The organism is Proteus sp. G2674 (genome assembly GCF_009915195.1).
GTDB lineage: Bacteria > Pseudomonadota > Gammaproteobacteria > Enterobacterales > Enterobacteriaceae > Proteus > Proteus mirabilis.
The window spans coordinates 82,946-100,289 of the sequence record NZ_JAABLS010000010.1 but is presented as its reverse complement, the minus strand read 5'-3'; the positions used below and the strand labels follow the sequence as shown (position 1 = coordinate 100,289).

The 17,344-nt window shown below is 40.2% G+C and carries 14 protein-coding genes; 9 read left to right on the top strand and 5 right to left on the bottom strand.

Going from position 1 to position 17,344, the window contains the following annotated elements; all coding sequences use genetic code 11:
- The first annotated feature begins 9 nt into the window (after positions 1 to 9).
- The 8 genes from nusA (at position 10) to GWI58_RS02870 (ending at position 11,756) form a co-directional block, all read left to right on the top strand.
- Complete coding sequence (nusA, locus tag GWI58_RS02905; protein WP_004246238.1) at positions 10 to 1,518, top strand: transcription termination factor NusA; 1,509 nt, start codon at positions 10 to 12, stop codon at positions 1,516 to 1,518.
- Between the two features lie 22 nt (positions 1,519 to 1,540).
- On the top strand, positions 1,541 to 4,291 hold the full coding sequence (gene infB / locus GWI58_RS02900) for a translation initiation factor IF-2 (protein WP_046334737.1): 2,751 nt from the start codon (positions 1,541 to 1,543) through the stop codon (positions 4,289 to 4,291).
- A gap of 307 nt (positions 4,292 to 4,598) precedes the next feature.
- A complete protein-coding gene (rbfA, locus tag GWI58_RS02895) occupies positions 4,599 to 5,000 on the top strand; it encodes a 30S ribosome-binding factor RbfA (RefSeq protein ID WP_004246236.1) in 402 nt (133 codons plus the stop codon).
- A complete protein-coding gene (gene truB / locus GWI58_RS02890; RefSeq protein ID WP_049218748.1) occupies positions 5,000 to 5,956 on the top strand; it encodes a tRNA pseudouridine(55) synthase TruB in 957 nt (318 codons plus the stop codon). The genes rbfA and truB overlap by 1 nt, the downstream gene beginning before the upstream one ends.
- Positions 5,957 to 6,078: 122 nt before the next feature.
- The gene (gene rpsO / locus GWI58_RS02885) at positions 6,079 to 6,348 is read left to right on the top strand and encodes a 30S ribosomal protein S15 (protein ID WP_004253005.1); all 270 of its coding nucleotides are present in this window, start codon (positions 6,079 to 6,081) and stop codon (positions 6,346 to 6,348) included.
- Positions 6,349 to 6,617: 269 nt separating this feature from the next.
- Positions 6,618 to 8,747, top strand: coding sequence for a polyribonucleotide nucleotidyltransferase (pnp, locus tag GWI58_RS02880; protein WP_161768883.1), 2,130 nt, complete (start codon positions 6,618 to 6,620; stop codon positions 8,745 to 8,747).
- 114 nt (positions 8,748 to 8,861) lie between these two features.
- Positions 8,862 to 9,749 (top strand): lipoprotein NlpI, encoded by an 888-nt coding sequence (gene nlpI / locus GWI58_RS02875; RefSeq protein ID WP_004249600.1) that lies wholly within the window; start codon positions 8,862 to 8,864, stop codon positions 9,747 to 9,749.
- Positions 9,750 to 9,920: 171 nt separating this feature from the next.
- A complete protein-coding gene (locus GWI58_RS02870) occupies positions 9,921 to 11,756 on the top strand; it encodes a DEAD/DEAH family ATP-dependent RNA helicase (protein WP_026090516.1) in 1,836 nt (611 codons plus the stop codon).
- A 101-nt stretch (positions 11,757 to 11,857) separates the two neighbouring features.
- On the opposite strand, the gene GWI58_RS02865 is transcribed toward GWI58_RS02870, so the two are convergent.
- The 5 genes from GWI58_RS02865 to GWI58_RS02845 form a co-directional block, all read right to left on the bottom strand.
- Positions 11,858 to 12,610 (bottom strand): tetratricopeptide repeat protein, encoded by a 753-nt coding sequence (locus tag GWI58_RS02865; protein ID WP_161768882.1) that lies wholly within the window; start codon positions 12,608 to 12,610, stop codon positions 11,858 to 11,860.
- Between the two features lie 4 nt (positions 12,611 to 12,614).
- A complete protein-coding gene (locus tag GWI58_RS02860) occupies positions 12,615 to 12,977 on the bottom strand; it encodes a hypothetical protein (RefSeq protein ID WP_161768881.1) in 363 nt (120 codons plus the stop codon).
- A gap of 338 nt (positions 12,978 to 13,315) precedes the next feature.
- A complete protein-coding gene (locus tag GWI58_RS02855) occupies positions 13,316 to 13,690 on the bottom strand; it encodes a YjaA family stress response protein (RefSeq protein WP_004246224.1) in 375 nt (124 codons plus the stop codon).
- A gap of 22 nt (positions 13,691 to 13,712) precedes the next feature.
- Positions 13,713 to 14,429, bottom strand: coding sequence for a two-component system response regulator BtsR (btsR, locus tag GWI58_RS02850; RefSeq protein ID WP_161768880.1), 717 nt, complete (start codon positions 14,427 to 14,429; stop codon positions 13,713 to 13,715).
- Positions 14,430 to 14,431: 2 nt separating this feature from the next.
- Positions 14,432 to 16,135, bottom strand: a complete 1,704-nt coding sequence (locus tag GWI58_RS02845; protein ID WP_161768879.1) for a sensor histidine kinase — start codon at positions 16,133 to 16,135, stop codon at positions 14,432 to 14,434.
- Positions 16,136 to 16,371: 236 nt separating this feature from the next.
- On the opposite strand from GWI58_RS02845, the gene GWI58_RS02840 reads away from it, so the two are divergent.
- Positions 16,372 to 17,343, top strand: a complete 972-nt coding sequence (locus GWI58_RS02840; RefSeq protein WP_161768878.1) for an HlyD family secretion protein — start codon at positions 16,372 to 16,374, stop codon at positions 17,341 to 17,343.
- Position 17,344 lies beyond the last annotated feature (1 nt).

The following is a 17,344-nucleotide window of genomic DNA, read 5'->3' as shown; positions in this document are numbered from 1 at the left end:
GCAACTAGGATGAACAAAGAGATTCTGGCTGTTGTGGAAGCGGTCTCTAACGAAAAATCTCTTCCTCGTGAGAAGATTTTCGAAGCACTGGAAACTGCATTAGCGACAGCGACTAAGAAAAAATATGAGCAAGAGATTGATGTACGAGTTTGCATTGATCGTAAAACGGGGGATTTTGATACTTTCCGTCGTTGGCTTGTGGTTGAAGAAGTTACTCAGCCTACTCGTGAAATCACACTTGAAGCGGCTAAATACGAAGAGCCTGAAATTGAACTAGGCGGCTTCATTGAAGACCAAATTGAGTCTGTTACTTTCGACCGTATTACCACCCAGACCGCAAAACAAGTGATCGTACAAAAAGTACGTGAAGCTGAAAGAGCGATGGTTGTTGATCAATTCCGCGAACAATTAGGCGAAATTATCACGGGCGTTGTGAAAAAAGTAAACCGCGATAACATCACCCTAGATTTAGGAAATAACGCAGAAGCCGTTATCTTACGTGAAGATATGCTACCGCGTGAAAATTTCCGCCCAGGTGACCGTGTACGTGGTGTCTTATACGATGTTCGTACAGAAACTCGTGGTGCACAACTTTTCGTAACACGTTCTCGTCCTGAAATGCTGATCGAATTATTCCGCATTGAAGTACCTGAAATTGGCGAAGAGATCATTGAGATTAAAGCTGCAGCACGTGATCCAGGTTCTCGTGCCAAAATCGCTGTAAAAACCAACGATAAACGCATCGACCCTGTGGGTGCTTGTGTTGGTATGCGTGGTGCACGTGTACAAGCCGTTTCCAGTGAACTGGGCGGTGAACGAATTGATATTGTTCTGTGGGATGATAATCCTGCACAATTCGTGATTAATGCAATGGCTCCGGCAGATGTTGCTTCTATTGTTGTCGATGAAGACAAATGTACAATGGACGTCGCTGTTGAAAGCAGTAATCTTGCCCAAGCGATTGGCCGTAATGGTCAAAATGTTCGCTTAGCAGCACAATTACTGAAAAAACATCGTGGTGATGACAAATGGGAACTGAATGTCATGACTGCAGATGAACTGAATGCTAAGCATCAGGCAGAAGCAAACGCAGCCATTGAAATATTTACTAAGCATCTCGACATTGATGAAGACTTCGCAACTGTTTTAGTTGAAGAAGGTTTCTCTACCCTTGAAGAGTTAGTTTATGTGCCGATTGACGAACTGTTAGCTATCGACGGTCTTGATGAAGAAACAGTTGAAGCATTACGTGAAAGAGCAAAAGCGGCATTAACAACGATTGAACTAGCTCAAAAAGAAAGCCTAGGCGATAACCAGCCAGCTGAGGACTTATTAGCTCTCGAAGGCATGGAACGTTCTTTAGCATTTGATCTAGCTGCCCGTGGTATCTGCACACTGGAAGATCTTGCCGAACAGGGTATCGACGACCTAACTGATATTGACGGTTTAAATAGTGAGCGCGCAGGCGAACTCATTATGGCTGCTCGTAATATCTGCTGGTTTGGGAATGATGCGTAACAACTGAGCAGGAAGGAACAGAATGACAGATGAAACAGTAAAATCACTTGCAGAAGAGATTCAGACACCGGTTGAACGTTTGGTACAGCAGTTTGCTGATGCCGGTATTAAGAAAACCGTCTCTGATTCTGTCTCCCAAAAAGAGAAAGAAACCTTGCTGGCTTGGTTGAACCGTGATAAAGAGTCAACCAGCCAACCAGAAAAATTAACGTTACAGCGCAAAGTGCGTAGTACGTTAAGTGTTCCTGGTACAGGTGGCAAAAATAAATCAGTAGCCATCGAAGTCCGCAAAAAACGCACTTATGTGAACCGTGATGCAGTTGAAAAAGCACAAGCGGCAGAGCAAGCTCAGCGTGAAGCGGAAGAAAAGGCGCGTCGCGAAGCAGAAGAAAAAGCACAGCGCGAAGCACAAGAGAAAGCACAGCGCGAAGCTGAAGAAAAAGCAAAACGTGAAGCTGAAGAAGCCAAGAAAAAGGCTGAAGAAAAGGCAAAACGTGAAGCTGAAGAAGCAAAACGTGAAGCAGCGGAATTAGCTAAGCGCGAAGCAGCGGAAAAAGACAAAGTGAAACAAAACGAGAAACCAAAAGCTGATAAGGCTGATCAGGAAAAAGCACGTCGCATAGCCGAACAGGCTGAACTGAAACGTAAAACAGAAGAAGCTCAGCGTCGTAAAGCTGAAGAAGAAGCTCGCATTGCAGCAGAAAAAGCGCGTCGCTTAGCGGAAGAAAATGCTGAAAAATGGACTTCAGATACGCCATCTGAAACAGAAGGTACTGACTATCATGTGACGACATCTCGCTATGCGCGTGATGCAGAAGATGAAAGTGATGCTGAGGTTGAAGGTGGCCGTGGCCGTGGTCGTGCAGCAAAAGCCCCTCGTCCAAAGAAAAATAACCGTCACTCTGAAAAAGCAGATCGTGAAGAAGCTCGCGCTGCTGGCCGTTCTAACAAGAAAGGCAAAGGACGTAAAAATAGCACATTACAGCAAGGCTTCAATAAGCCAGCCGCTGCCGTAAACCGTGATGTTGTCATTGGTGAGACTATTTCAGTTGCTGATTTAGCAAACAAAATGGCAGTGAAAGGTTCTGAAGTCATTAAAACAATGATGAAAATGGGTGCAATGGCAACCATCAACCAAGTTTTAGACCAAGAAACGGCACAACTGGTTGCGGAAGAAATGGGTCACAAAGTTATCTTACGTCGTGAAAACGAGTTAGAAGAACAAGTGATGAACGACCGTGATACTAGCGATGAAATGGCTGTATCTCGTGCGCCTGTTGTGACTATTATGGGTCACGTTGACCATGGTAAAACCTCTTTACTCGACTACATTCGTTCAACGAAAGTGGCTTCAGGTGAAGCAGGTGGTATTACTCAGCATATCGGTGCTTATCACGTTAAAACCGACAAAGGTGAAATTACCTTCCTAGATACTCCAGGTCACGCCGCATTTACTTCAATGCGTGCCCGTGGTGCTCAGGTAACGGATATCGTTGTTCTGGTTGTTGCTGCTGATGATGGTGTGATGCCACAAACTATCGAAGCTATCCAACATGCCAAAGCAGCAAATGTGCCTGTTGTTGTTGCCGTGAACAAAATTGATAAACCAGAAGCTGATCCTGATCGTGTTAAAACTGAGCTGTCTCAATATGGCATTCTGCCAGAAGATTGGGGTGGTGAGACTCAGTTTATCCATGTGTCAGCAAAACAAGGCTTAGGTATTGACGAGTTGCTGGATGCTATCTTATTACAAGCGGAAGTTCTTGAACTGAAAGCAGTAAAAGAGGGTATGGCAAGCGGTGTTGTTATCGAATCTTACCTCGATAAAGGCCGAGGTCCTGTTGCGACTATCCTTGTTCGTGAAGGTACCTTGAATAAAGGTGATATCGTTCTGTGTGGCTTTGAATACGGTCGTATTCGTGCAATGCGTAACGAATTAGGTAAAGAAGTACAATCTGCCGGCCCATCAATGCCTGTTGAGATTTTAGGTCTGTCTAATGTACCTTCTGCGGGTGATGAAGCAACCGTTGTTCGTGATGAGAAAAAAGCGCGTGAAGTTGCCTTATATCGTCAAGGTAAATTCCGTGAAGTGAAACTGGCTCGTCAACAGAAATCTAAACTGGAAAACATGTTTGCTAACATGGAAGAAGGTAAAGTTTCTGAACTGAACATCGTACTGAAAACGGATGTTCAAGGAACTTGTGAAGCCATCACTGATGCATTAGTTAAACTTTCTACAGATGAAGTTAAACTGAAAATTATCGGTTCTGGCGTGGGTGGTATCACTGAAACAGATGCGACTTTAGCGGCTGCTTCTGATGCTATCATTCTTGGTTTCAACGTTCGTGCTGATGCTTCTGCTCGTCGTATTATCGAACAAGAAAGTGTTGATTTACGTTACTACTCCGTTATCTATAGCTTGATTGATGAAATTAAATCAGCAATGAGCGGTATGTTAGAGCCTGAATACAAACAAGAAATCATGGGTCTTGCTGAGGTTCGTGATGTGTTTAAATCACCTAAATTCGGCGCTATCGCGGGTTGTATGGTGGTTGAAGGTAATATCAAACGTAACAATCCTATTCGCGTATTACGTGATAACGTGGTTATTTACGAAGGTGAGCTTGAATCACTGCGTCGCTTTAAAGATGACGTCAACGAAGTCCGTAATGGTATGGAATGTGGTATCGGTGTGAAAAACTACAACGATGTCCGTGTTGGCGATATGATTGAAGTGTTCCAAGTTATCGAAATTAAACGTTCTATCGATTAATCGAGTACGTCTGATTTAAAAAGGAAGGGAGCTTAATGGCTCCCTTCTTATTCCTCTCTTTATGCTATTCCCCCTTTATTCTTTTCTGTATTTTTCAATATAAGCGAAATAGATTGGCTTTCAGTAATTTATGTCATTAAAAGAACAGGGTAAGATAACGCTAAAGAGCAGATTTATTGCTAAAGAGAAAAAAAGCGTAAAGCGGTTGTGAAACGTGACTTTATGTATACTCTTTAGATATCATCGATTTTAAAATTGGATCAATAATGACAATAGAGTGATAACGACATTGTCAGGGAGAGATAAAATGGCAAGAGATTTTAGCCGTGCTCAGCGTGTTTCTCAGGAAATGCAAAAAGAAATCGCCATCATTTTACAGCGCGAAGTAAAAGATCCTCGTATTGGAATGGCCACCGTATCCGGTGTTGAAATTTCACGTGATCTGGCTTACGCCAAAGTATTTGTCACCTTTTTAAACCTCTCAGCAGGTGAAGAAAGCGATGAAGAAATGGTAGAAAATGGCTTAAAAGCCCTTAACGAAGCAGCAGGCTTTATTCGCTCTTTATTAGGTAAAGCGATGCGCTTACGTGTTGTTCCTGAGCTAACATTTGCTTATGACAATTCATTAGTTGAAGGTATGCGTATGTCTAACCTTGTGTCAAATGTTGTCAAAGATGATGAAAAACGCCGTCATAAAGAGGAAGAGTAATGGGGCGTCGTCGTAAAGGGCGTGAGATTAACGGCGTATTATTGCTTGATAAGCCTCAAGATATTTCATCGAATGACGCTTTGCAAAAAGTACGCCGCATGTTTAATGCAAGTAAAGCGGGGCATACCGGCGCTTTAGATCCTTTAGCGACAGGTATGCTTCCTATCTGTTTAGGTGAAGCGACAAAGTTTTCACAGTTTTTATTGGATTCAGATAAACGCTATCGAGTGATTGCCAAATTAGGTGAAAGAACAGATACCTCTGATGCTCATGGACAAGTGATCCAGCAACGACCGGTACAGTTTAACCAGCAAGCGCTCGATGCTGCGTTAGAGAGTTTTCGTGGTGAAACATTGCAAATTCCTTCAATGTATTCAGCCCTTAAGCATCAAGGTAAACCACTTTATGAATATGCAAGACAAGGTATTGAAGTTGAGCGAGAAGCAAGACCCATTACCGTGTATGAATTGCAATTTATTCGCTGGGAAGACGATGAATTAGAACTAGAAATTCATTGTTCTAAAGGTACTTATATTCGCACTATCATTGATGATCTGGGTGAGAAATTAAACTGTGGTGCCCATGTGATTTTCTTACGTCGTTTAGAAGTCGCAGATTATCCGAAAGAGCGTATGGTGACGCTTGAGCAATTGCGCGCAATTATTGATGATGCTCAGCAACAAGATGAGTCACCATTTCCTGCGTTAGATGCCTTATTATTGCCTATGGATACTGCGGTTGCACATTTCCCTGTGGTGCATTTAACCGCCATTATGGCGGGTTACTTAAAACTGGGGCAACCGGTTCGGGTAAATCACACCTTGGATGAAGGGGAATGGGTCAGAGTCACCGAAGGCGATGAGAAAAAATTTATTGGCCTTGCGATCATCAAAGATGGTCTAGTTGCACCGAAAAGATTAGTCGTGGATTATCAGGCACTCAATAACCCTGAATAGCAATTCTTGCGCTAAGTGTGTTTGAAGCGTAGAATAATGCGGCTATCTGTTTAGGTGGCTGAGTTGGATAGCTGAATTAGAGATTGGCTATCTGAAAATTTTACTTTTATTGGAGTTTTATTATGTCTCTAAGTACTGAAGCGAAAGCAAAGATCGTTGCTGAATTCGGTCGTGATGCTAACGATACTGGCTCAAGCGAAGTTCAGATCGCACTGCTGACTGCAGAAATCAACCACCTGCAAGGTCACTTTTCAGAGCACAAAAAAGATCACCACAGCCGTCGTGGTCTGCTGCGTAAAGTTTCCAGCCGTCGTAATCTGCTGGACTACCTGAAACGTAAAGATGTAGCTCGTTATACTGCACTGATTGAACGTTTAGGTCTGCGTCGCTAATCAAGTGAGTTTCAGTGAAAAGGGGCCAGTAGGCCCCTTTTCTACTAGAAAGTGCTATTTTTAAGAAAGTACTATTTCAAAAATGAGTCGTTATGTTTTAATGTGGTGATGGTTATTTAGTCTCTCTAGTTGCGACAATTCGCGCGGCTAATGAAAGTGTTTAAACGTGGTTAAGTTAAATATTTCCATTAGTCGCGAGGGGACGTAGCGGAGAAAAGATTATTCATCGTCGCTAAATATCATGCGACAATAAGATAAAGGATATTATTTTGCTGAATCCTACAGTTCGTAAATTTCAATACGGTCAACATACCGTTACGTTAGAAACGGGCATGATGGCTCGCCAAGCAACGGCTTCTGTAATGGTTGACATGGACGGCACTGCTGTTTTTGTTACCGTTGTTGCTAAGAAAAAAGTGAAAGAAGGACAAGACTTCTTCCCACTCACCGTTAACTATCAAGAGCGTTCATACGCAGCTGGCCGTATTCCAGGAAGTTTCTTCCGTCGTGAAGGTCGTCCTGGCGAAGGTGAAACTTTAATCGCGCGTCTTATCGACCGCCCTTTACGCCCACTATTCCCAGAAGGGTTCTTAAACGAAATCCAAGTAGTTGCGACTGTGGTTTCTGTTAATCCACAAGTTAACCCAGATATCGTTGCTATGATTGGTGCTTCTGCAGCACTGTCATTATCAGGTGTACCTTTCAATGGTCCTATCGGTGGTGCTCGTGTTGGCTTTATTGATGGTCAATATGTGCTGAACCCAACCGTTGATGAACTGAAAATCAGTAAATTAGACTTAGTGGTTGCAGGTACTGCGGGTGCGGTACTGATGGTTGAATCAGAAGCTGATTTATTATCAGAAGAACAAATGTTAGGTGCAGTGGTATTTGGTCATGAACAACAACAAGTTGTGATTGAAAATATCAATGCATTAGTTGCCGAAGTCGGTAAAGAAAAATGGGATTGGGCACCAGAGCCTATTAACCAATCTTTACATGATCGTATTGCTCAATTAGCACAAACTCGTATTGGTGATGCGTATCGTATTACTGAAAAACAAGAGCGTTATGAGCAAATCGATGCTATTCGTGATGAAGTGATCAGCACATTATTAGCAGAAGATGAGTCTTTAGACGAAGGCGAAATCATTGAAATTTTCTCTGGTTTAGAGAAGAAAATTGTTCGTGCTCGTGTATTAGCGGGTGAACCTCGTATCGATGGTCGTGAAAAAGACATGGTACGTGCTTTAGATATTCGTACAGGTTTATTACCACGTACACATGGCTCTGCGCTATTTACTCGTGGCGAAACTCAAGCATTAGTAACAGCTACTTTAGGTACTGCACGTGATGCACAAACCATTGATGACATCATGGGTGAGCATACCGATACCTTCTTACTGCACTACAACTTCCCTCCATATTCTGTCGGTGAAACAGGTATGATGGGTTCGCCAAAACGTCGTGAGATTGGTCATGGTCGTTTAGCAAAACGTGGTGTATTAGCCGTTATGCCAACGATTGAAGAATTCCCATACACAGTACGTGTAGTGTCTGAAATTACAGAATCCAATGGTTCATCTTCAATGGCATCTGTTTGTGGTGCTTCTTTAGCACTGATGGATGCTGGTGTACCAATTAAAGAATCTGTTGCTGGTATTGCAATGGGTCTGGTAAAAGAAGGTGAAAACTTCGTTGTTCTTTCTGATATTTTAGGTGATGAAGACCATTTAGGTGATATGGACTTTAAAGTTGCGGGTAGCCGTAACGGAGTCAGTGCATTACAAATGGATATCAAAATCGAAGGTATCACTCGTGAAATTATGCAAGTTGCGTTAAATCAAGCGAAAAGTGCACGTCTGCATATTTTAGGGGTAATGGAAAGTGCAATTAGCCAGCCGCGTGCAGAAATTTCTGAGTTTGCACCACGTATTCACACTATCAAAATCAATGCTGATAAGATCAAAGATGTTATCGGTAAGGGTGGTTCGGTTATCCGTGCATTAACGGAAGAAACTGGGACCACTATCGAAATCGAAGATGATGGTACAGTGAAAATTGCAGCTACTAGTGGCGAACAAGCAAAACAAGCTATCGCTCGTATCGAAGAGATCACGGCAGAAGTTGAAGTTGGCCGTATCTATAACGGTAAAGTAACACGTATCGTTGATTTCGGTGCATTTGTTGCTATCGGTGGTGGTAAAGAAGGTCTGGTGCATATTTCTCAAATCGCAGACAAACGCGTTGAGAAAGTAAGTGATTACCTGACTATGGGTCAAGAAGTTCCAGTGAAAGTACTGGAAATTGACCGCCAAGGCCGTATCCGCTTAAGCATGAAAGAGGCTCAAGCAACCCAGCAGGAAGCAACTGAAACTTCTTCTGAAGATCCTGCAAATTAATGATATTCTACTACCGATATCTAGACATAGGTATCGGTAGAGACTTATTATGATTGACAAGTAGGACGTCATAAAACGCTTTTTGTTGAAAGAGTCTGACTTTGGGAGTGAGAAATGAAAACATTTCTGCGCGGTTGTTCTATTGCTGTTTTCATCTTTATTTCCGGGTGCAGCACTAGTCCAGAATGGCGTAAGAATGCTATTTTTGCTACTCCACTACAGCCTTCTTTACAACAAGAAGTGATATTGGCTCGTATAGAACAAATTCTGGCGAGCCGTTCATTAACCGAAGATGAATATGCACAGCTTTTATATGAGCGTGGTGTGCTGTATGATAGTCTCGGTTTAAGAGCATTGGCGCGCAATGATTTTTCAATGGCGCTGTCAATGAGACCAGATATGCTAGAAATTTTTAATTTTCTAGGTATCTATTTTACGCAAGCAGCGAATTATGATGCTGCTTATGAAGCGTTTGATTCTGTTTTAGAGCTTGATCCAACTTACAATAATGCGCGTTTTAATCGTGGTATCGCTTTATACTATGGTGGCCGATTGAAATTGGCGCAGGATGATCTGCAGGCGTTTTATCAGGTCGATCCAAATGATCCCATTCGTTCGCTTTGGTTATATCTTGTTGAAAAAGAGATAGACTCTGATTCTGCTAAAAAACAGCTGAAACAGCGATACCTACAGGCGAATAAAACGGGACAATGGGGATGGAATATAGTTGAGTTTTATTTAGGTGACATTAGTGAAAAAACATTAATGGAAAGGCTAAATGAGACGTCAACCGATAACACTTCGCTCGCTGAGCATCTTAGTGAAACTAACTTCTATTTAGGTAAATATTACCTAAGTCTGGGGGACATGGATAGCGCTGAAGCGTTATTCAAGCTGACGGTTGCCAACAACGCACATAACTTTGTTGAGCACCGCTACGCATTGTTGGAATTAGCACTGTTAGGCCAACAAGAAGACCTAGCGGAATCGGACCAGCAATAGCTGACGAACATTTCTTTGATCAGTTTGAAAGCCATCATCTGCATAGGATGAGGGCTTGTTTGTTCGTTTAATAATATAATTTGAGCCAGTTCACATTTTAGATGATAAAGACCGACAAACCATGCGGTATGTTATGTCAACTGGCCGCCATAATGAATGAGGCACAGTGACATGACTACTGAAACCGATATGACTTTTGCTGATCTAGGTTTATCAGCACCTATTTTGACTGCACTGAATGATTTAGGCTACGAGAAGCCTTCTCCAATTCAGCAACAATGTATTCCTTTCCTTTTAGATGGCAATGATGTTCTAGGTATGGCACAAACCGGTAGTGGTAAAACCGCTGCGTTTAGCTTACCGTTATTACACAATCTAGATGAATCATTAAAAGCACCACAAATTTTAGTGTTAGCACCAACCCGTGAACTTGCGGTTCAGGTTGCCGAAGCCATTGAAGATTTTTCTAAACATTTACCAAAAGTGAATGTCGTTGCTCTGTATGGCGGTCAACGCTATGACGTTCAACTACGTGCATTACGCCAAGGGCCACAAGTTGTTGTGGGTACACCGGGTCGTTTATTAGATCACTTAAACCGTGGCACCTTAGATTTATCTAAACTAAAAGGTTTAGTATTAGATGAAGCTGATGAAATGTTACGTATGGGCTTTATTGAAGATGTTGAGAATATCTTAAGTAAGATCCCAGCAGAGCACCAGACCGCATTATTCTCTGCGACGATGCCAGAAGCTATCCGTCGTATTACACGTCGCTTTATGAATGATCCAAAAGAAGTACGTATTCAAAGCAGTGTAACTACACGCCCAGATATTAGCCAAAGCTATTGGATGACTTATGGTGCACGTAAAAATGAAGCATTAATCCGTTTCTTAGAAGCAGAAGATTTCGATGCAGCTATTATTTTCGTTCGTACAAAAAATGCGACCTTAGAAGTAGCAGAAACCTTAGAGCGTAATGGCTATAACAGTGCGGCATTGAATGGTGACATGAATCAGTCTCTGCGTGAGCAAACATTAGAGCGTCTGAAAAACGGCCGTTTAGATATCCTTATCGCAACGGATGTTGCTGCGCGTGGTCTGGATGTTGACCGTATCAGTTTGGTTGTCAACTATGATATCCCTATGGATTCAGAGTCTTATGTACACCGTATTGGCCGTACTGGCCGTGCAGGTCGTGCGGGTCGTGCAATTCTATTTGTTGATAATCGTGAGCGCCGTTTACTGCGCAATATCGAGCGCACGATGAAGATGTCTATTCCTGAAGTTGAGTTACCAAACGCAGAGCTGATTAGTCAGCGTCGTCAGGAAAAATTTGCTCAGCAAATCGCTCAACAGTTAGAAACAAGTAACCTTGACCAATATCGTGCATTGTTACCAAAATTAGCGCCACAAGGTGAAGAAGCGTTAGATATGGAAACATTGGCGGCAGTATTACTGAAAATGGCTCAAGGTGAGCGTGCACTTATTCTGCCACCTGATCCAGTACGTCGTCCTCGTCGTGAATTTAACGATCGTGACGATCGCCGTAACGATCGCGAACGTTCTCCACGTCGTGAGCGCCGTGATGCGGGTGAAATGGATCTCTATCGTATTGAAGTAGGTCGTGATGATGGGGTTGAGGTTCGTCATATTGTTGGTGCTATTGCCAACGAAGGCGATATCAGTAGCCGTTATATTGGTAATATCAAATTATATGGCTCTCACTCAACCATTGAGTTACCAAAAGGGATGCCAGGCGATTTATTAAGCCACTTCACTCGTACTCGCATTATGAATAAACCATTGAATATGCAGTTAGTGGGTGATGCACAACCTTACCGTGAGCGCCGTAATAGCAGCCGTCGTGATGGTCAGCCACAAGGTGGTCGTCGCTTTAGTAAAGGCGATCAACCACCACGCCGTGGTAATGGTGAGCGTGGTAACTTCCGTGGTCGCGGTAATAACGAAAACGCACCACGTCGTCGTAGTAGCTCTCATAATCAATAAGAGTATAATTCACTCAGTATTCAATTGAGTTAATGATATAAATTGAAAAACCAGTCAACGAAAATTGGCTGGTTTTTTCTATATAGAGTAGAAATAAATAATTACTCTATTGGGTACATTTTATTGGCATATTCCAAGAGTGCATTATTGCTTTTGCGGATACATATAGATGCATTTATCCCACTTTTTTTACATTCTTTTAGTTTTAAACTTAATTCAAGAGAAAATAAAATGTAATCCCAACGTTTTATATATTCTTGATATTTTTGACTCCCATTTTCAGCAATCCATTTTGCATATTCTTTGGCTTTGTTTAAATCTTGAGGAACACCTTTGTTACCATGTAAATAGATAGAAAAAAGATTTTCACAAGCAATAATTACTTTGTTTCCTTTTATTCGACATGCTTTGTCATAGTATTTAATTGCTTTGCTTATATCTTTTTCAACACCATAACCATTTTCAAAAATAACGGCTTGATAGAATAAAGCTGCTCCATGTTTAGGGTTCAATGCTAATGTTTTTTTTAAGAAATTACGTGATAATTCGCACTGGTTTTTATCACTTTCATGAGTAATTTTATATTTTAAATTAGTACAACCAACAAAGAAAATGGAAGCAATAAGATAGCTATCATTAGAATTGTTATTTTTTTTAGCCTTGTCAATAAGAGGATAAACAAGCTCTTTATTTTCAGGATAAGGTGTAATCAAAGGTAATTGAGGATCATACTGTAACTCTAATTTGTTATATCCTGAGCTTAACATTTTATCTGTGATAATAGGGTATTCATCACCGATTGAGGAATTACTAATAATTAATAAACCAAAAAATAATATATTAAATATTTTCATTATATTATCTCAATAGATTTGGTATTAATAAAACTGTACTTTCAATTGAATTTATAAATTGATTTATTGGGATGGACTCACTATTTCCTAAAGAAGAAAAACTAGCCATCTCATTGATAATATTGTTCATTAATTGTTGAGAAATTTTATTATTATCAGTATTAGGTTTCTGATGCAATAAAACATCAGTAATCAATGTTCTATTTCCATTATCCCAGTTTACAAAGGATTCTAATTGATGAAAATTATTATTTAAGTCATAGAAATGGCTTTTAGTTATATTAAGTTCTATATAATTAATACCAGCTTTATCTAGCGAATAAAGTTCATCTTTTTGTGTTATTCTATCTGAATTTTTCTCTTTCATAATGTTCTCCTATCTATAATATTTAAAAATTAATTTTACATTAGACTAAAATTAAACTTTTAATTTGTCTACTTATAATTTTAATTACCATAATTAACTATTAAAAATAATATGTGAAGTTTTTAAATTTTATAGTACTAAATAAAAAGTATTATATAAATAAGTTGGTAATAGCTAAAAATGAAGTCATAATAAAATAATTTACAGTAAAGCCGAACAATGTTTAGGTATTAAACCTGTTTATACTCATTATATTTTCTAGAAAACAATATCAGCAGATTTTTAATAAGTATTTAGACACTTATTTGTAAATGGTTAAATACTGATTTTATATAGATTTATGATTTATTGATTAATTCAATCACCTCTGCATCCATAAGTGGTGTGAGTTTTGCACTAATAACGATTTTTTTGTATTTATTATTCAATCCACCGGCAATGACTTCATTGAATAATCGAATTTCTACTTGGGATAATCCATCTTCGGTACGTTCTAAAGGATGAATTACCACATTTCTTTTTCGACAAAAAAAAGATAATGGGTTAATACCTATTTGAGTAAGTGCTGTTCGTATCGCTTCAATAGCAGGGTAAAAATCGCCAATTAACATTCGGCTATGAGTAAAATGACGTTCTACAGAAAATTCTTTTTTGGTGTGAAGATCACGAACTTCGATGCGATTAATATAAACTTTAATATAAATGGGTTCCATCTAGCTCATTCCTTTTTACTGATTAAATTAAGCCAATCGCTTCTTTTAAGGGTTTAAGGTAACGTCGACTGACTGGAATTTGTTTATTATTATGTAAAATAAGTTCTGCTTGTCCATTATCACCAAATACAATTTCATTGACATAATCCATATTCACTAAATATTGACGATGGCAACGTACCAGCGGGGTGCGTGTTTCTAAAGTACGTAATGTAAGCTCAGTAAAACCTTCTTGCCCTTGATTATTGGTGACATAGACACCGCTTAATCGTGATGTAGCAAACACGGCCTCATCGATTGGCATTAGCCAAATACGGCTATGCCCAGTACAAGGAATGCACTTTAAGCGTTCTTCTGGTGGTAATAATAAATCAATATTTTGTTTATTGCCTTGGCGTAAACGACTTAATGTTTTGGCTAAACGCTCTTGCTCTAATGGTTTGAGCAAATAATCAAAAGCGTGCTCTTCGAATGCTTGAATAGCATATTCTTCAAATGCCGTTAGAAAGACAATATAAGGGCGATGTTCAGGATCAAGCATTGAGACCATTTCTAAGCCAGTAATACGTGGCATTTGAATATCAAGAAAAACCACATCAGGTTTTTTACGATGTATTTCTCCTATCGCCTCAATAGCATTACTGCATTCACCAATAATATGAATATCTTTTTCTTCTTCGAGTAAACAACGTAAATTTTCACGAGCAAGCGGCTCATCATCAACGATTAATATATTCATTGTTATGCTGCGTTATCCATATTTTTTTCTAAGGGTAAACAGATTTTTATTTTGGTATAGTTATCAGGCTGACACTCCACAAGTACACCATATAGATCACCATAGCGTAATTTAATCCGCTTATCGACAAGTCTCATTCCTAAACCGAGCTGATGTGATGCGCCTTGCGAATGATAAAGCCCTGCATTATCACTAATTTCGATCACTATTAAGTGGTCTTCTTGATGCGCTCTAATTGTAATCTTTCCGATGCCTAATAACTGTGATGTTCCATGTTTAATTGCATTCTCAACCATAGGCTGAAGCGAAAATGCAGGAAGGCGCGCAGTGGCTAAATGTTCAGGTATCTGAATATCTATCTGTAAACTTTCTTGAAAGCGCGCTTTTTCAATTTGTAAATAAGCCGTGACGTGTTCAATTTCATCACTGAGTGTCACTATCGCTTCGGGTCTTTTTAAATTCTTACGGAAAAAAGCCGACAGAAATTGCACTAACTGTTTTGCTTGATCACTATCACGACGAATAACGGCTTGTAATGTATTTAATGCATTAAATAAAAAGTGGGGATTGACTTGTGCGTGTAGTAATTTAATTTCTGATTCTAATAGTGATTGTTTATTTCTTTCGTATTGTCCGGCAAGAATTTGTGCTGATAATAGACTGGCGATCCCTTCTCCTAAGGTTCTATTAATGGAGCTAAATAAGCGATTCTTTGCTTCATAGAGTTTTATGGTGCCAATAACGCGATTATTTTCTCCTCGTAAAGGAATAACCAGTGTCGAGCCTAATTTACAATGTGGAGAAAGGGTACATCGATAAGGTGTCTCATTGCCGTCCGCATACACGACTTCGTTATTATTAATGGCTTGTTTGGATTGTTCTGAGGAAATCGGTGTACCTAGCAAATGATGATCAGCGCCAATACCAATAAAAGCGAGTAGTTTATCTCTATCCGTAATGGCGACAGCACTGACTTTTAATTCTTGGTAGATAACTTTTGCAACACGAGTACTATTATCTTGGTTAAAGCCTTTACGTAAAATACCTTCAGTGCAAACCGCAATTTTTAATGCTTGAGCGGAGAAAGCACTGGTATATTTTTCAAAAATGGCACGTCTATCTTGTAATATCCTAATAAACATCGCAGCACCTATTGTATTTGCTACAATCATAGGAGCGGCAATATTTTTTACTAAAGAAAGTGCTTCATCAAAAGGACGAGCGAGTAATAAAATAATACTCATCTGTATTATTTCGGCAAAAAAGGTGACGGTAGCCGCTGTCCAAGGATTAAATATGCGGTGCATTTGTCCATGTTTTACATAATAACGATGAACTAATCCACCAATTAATCCTTCTGCGATAGTGGATACCATACAACTTAACGCTGTCATTCCGCCAAGGGAATAGCGGTGTAAGCCACCCGTGAAGCCAACGAGAAAGCCTACATACGGGCCACCTAATAATCCACCTAATACGGAGCCAATAGCACGGGTATTAGCAATAGAGTCATTAATATGCAATCCAAAATAGGTGCCCATAATGCAGAAAATGGAGAAAATCACATAGCACATTAATTTATGTGGAAGTTTGATAGTCACTTGTAAAAGAGGCGTAAATAGCGGCGTTTTGCTGAGAAACCACGCAATAATGAGATAAACGCACATTTGCTGTAATAACAGCAAAATTAAATCAAATTCGTACATAAGTTGTGTGTACCACTTTCTGTGTTTATTTAATAAATTAAAAAAAACGTAGATAAAATGAGGCTATTCATGGAGTAATAAAATTTGGTATAAGAATAACTTAATCGCACTATCAAAGAAAATCTTCCTCTGAGTCAGTGATCTAGCGCACAAAATTCTTAAAGAAATAGCCAGTTATTGTGTAAGATAACGCTATCAGTGAGTGTTCTACTTCACTATTAAGGTCTAATCGTTATATGAAAAAAAGAGCCATCTATCTTATTTTATTAATGCTAATACTTATTGCATTAGCCGTTCTTTTCCGCGCGCATAATCAATATTTATTACTGCAAGGTGAAGTGGATGCACCTGAAGTTATTGTGGCCTCTAAAGCCAAAGGACGTGTTATAGAGCGTCATATTGAGCGGGGTGATGATGTTAAAGCGGGGCAATTGATGATCACCTTAGATAGCCCGGAACTCAATGCTCAAGTGGCGGCACTGGAAGCGGCAAAAGCCCAAGCTCAAGCTCAATTAGATCTCTCTATTCACGGTACAAGAGAAGAAAGCATTCGCAATTTACAAGCGATCTTATCTCAGGCGCAAGCACAAGCCACCAATGCAACGAAAGATTACCAACGTCTTAGTGCGGTCGCCAATAAAGGTTATGTCTCTGCCAATGAGCTTGATAGTGCTCGTAGTCGTCGAGATGTTGCCGTGCAGCAAGCCAAAGCAGCACAAGCTGAATTAGATGAAGCGAAAAACGGTGATCGTATTGAATTACGTGAGAAATACCGAGCCGCACTACAACAAGCAGAGCAGCAATTAATTGAGCTGAAAGTTCAGCAACAAGATTTACAGGTAAAAGCGCCGGTTGACGGCGAAGTGGGGCCTATTCCTGCGGAAGTGGGTCAGCTTTTTAATGCCAATAGCCCATTAGCTACGTTAATTCGTCTCCCTGAAGCCTATTTTGTATATAACTTGCGTGAAGATATTTTAGCCGATATCCGCAAAGGCGATCGCATCACAATCACTGTTCCTGCGTTAGGCAATAAAGAAGTGGAAGCAGAAGTTCGCTATATTGCTCCTATGGGAGATTACGCAACGAAAAGAGCGACGCGTGCAACAGGAGATTTCGACTTAAAAACCTTTGAAGTTCGACTGTATCCAACGGCACAAATTGAAGGACTACGTCCTGGTATGAGCGCATTATGGCGTTGGGATAAGTAAG